This is a genomic window from Pandoraea soli, assembly GCF_902459595.1.
Taxonomy (GTDB): Bacteria; Pseudomonadota; Gammaproteobacteria; order Burkholderiales; family Burkholderiaceae; genus Pandoraea; species Pandoraea cepalis.
In genome coordinates this window covers 1-2024 of sequence record NZ_CABPSG010000038.1, presented here as the reverse complement: position 1 = coordinate 2024, position 2024 = coordinate 1, and the positions used below count along the sequence as shown (strand labels likewise).

Genomic DNA, 2024 nt, shown 5'->3' with positions numbered 1-2024 from the left:
TGGGGTTTTCGGTTTGCGAGGCATCGTCACTCCTTGGCGACATGTTATGCCTCAAACACGAAATTAATGACAGCCCCGTAATCCCCAGCGTTTTGTTGAATATCGGCGAGCACACCATTCTTGCAAAATGAAGCGGATGTGGCAGGGAGTAATTTCCAGCCCATGTCAACTAACGTCGCGATATTCTGCTCGCGAAGCTCATACGACCACGAGTCTTTCCGAATTAGTGAAAACAGAAGTGCGCTACCAAACTTCGCGTTTTCATGTCGGTGGACGATAGCCCCCCCGTTTTCGAGAATTTCCGTCATGTCTGCTTTCATCATGACCATCCTGTGATTCGCGTCAGTCGTTGAAGGATTCCTTATCAACGTGTAAGTGAGGATAGACAGCCACAATGCGATAGTAAGTATCGCAACGTAGTACTTGATTGGGTATCCAAGGATTTGCTGGCTCAGCATGGGATTACTGTTTTACCGGGAGTTCGTATATAGGGGCGGCGCTTGTGCCGGCGCTCCCCTGAAGAATTACCCTTCTTGTCGGTCCGCCGACAGCCACCCCAATCTCGGTGGCTGTTGACCTTACCTCGCCAAAGTCCTCGTCAAGACCCGTCCTCATCGTCCTGCTTTGAGCGATACGAATTGCGGGCTTTCTTGTAGCGACTATCGAAGGGTTTGATTTTGAGAAGTTTGGCGCGGCTCGTCATTCCACCGACAAGTGCGACTGCGAATCCAATCAACAGGAGCGCGCGCGCCCAAACAACGGAGAAATCGATTTCAATTGCTGCAACGGCAATGGCAATGCCAACGAGGGTGAGTAGTAGACGCACCCACGCACTCAGGTTCCCATCTTCTACGAATCGAATATTCATTATTTTTTCCGAATTCGGTCACACTTTTAATTGTCTTGCTCCAGTATTTATTGATGAGATCCTACGCGGTGCGGCATCGCCGGGTACGGCAGCTCCACATGGAACGTCAAGGCGTCGAGCCGCGGGGCAGGGCAATCACCGAAATCCCGACTTCTTCATCTGCATAACGTCCTCTTAACGAGAAAATTCTACTTTTCGCTGCGCTGGTCCGCGCGGGGCATTTCCGACGTCAAACCCACAGCCTAAGTCTTGAATTCCTTTTCAACAAAGTCTCGGCGATTGATGCCACGGGCCTCTAACACGTGGATTCCCGCCATTAGCGCTTTAGGGCGCGAAGCTCTATCACGAGCTGAATCGTGATGCTTCCGAGAATTACGATGTATACGGGCAATCCGACGAGCACAGGTTTCCAGCTAGCCCCTTGCGCGTATGAAAAGATGAGTACGACAACCGGGATTCCCAGGGCGCATGAGTACGCCCTACGAGCCCGCCTCCATATTGCCCTCCGCTTCATTGACGCACTCATTGGTCACTTTTCCTTGGTAGCGCTAGATTCAATGGCGGCTTGCGTTGGCGGTCCAAGTACCTGAATCAGTTGGTTGATGGACATTCCAAGCGGCCCAGGCATATGCGCAGTAACACCGCTACCCAGCAATGCTCCGACTGAGCCGATTCCAGCCGAAAGATCCGGGCTACCGCACCTGCCTGAACTGACGTTGTGCTCGTCTGACGAACTCGATTTATACAACAGCGCTACATCGCAACTCACAAACGACGACCCTGGCTCTGCTCGGGGTCGTCGGTTTCAGCTTAGCGGCCTGACCTCTTCTTCTCGTAAAGCCACATTATCAATGTGCATGGTGGGACTAATAAAATTATTAACATCAACCATTTATAAATCCGATCCCACGATGGTAGATGGTAGCTTCCCGCACCCGCTAGCCACGCTAAACCTGGCCAAATAATAAATTCAAAGATGGCTCCAATTGCAACAAACATCAGAAAGAAGAAAATAAAAAAATAGGCAATGGCGGTAAATTCGCGTTTCAATATCATCATTTCTCGGTCGGTTGAGGAACGGCGGTCTCAAGAGTCAAGTGCAACGTTGAGCTAACCCAGCGGTTTCCAATTCCTTGGCCATTGCTTCCTCGGGGGT

Annotated in this window: 2 protein-coding genes; both read right to left on the bottom strand. The window is 51.0% G+C overall.

Features of this window, described 5'->3' with window-relative positions:
• Positions 1-44: 44 nt before the first annotated feature.
• The gene (locus tag PSO31014_RS22185; protein ID WP_150553589.1) at positions 45-308 is read right to left on the bottom strand and encodes a hypothetical protein; all 264 of its coding nucleotides are present in this window, start codon (positions 306-308) and stop codon (positions 45-47) included.
• 290 nt (positions 309-598) lie between these two features.
• Positions 599-868, bottom strand: coding sequence for a hypothetical protein (locus PSO31014_RS22180; protein ID WP_150553588.1), 270 nt, complete (start codon positions 866-868; stop codon positions 599-601).
• Positions 869-2024 lie beyond the last annotated feature (1156 nt).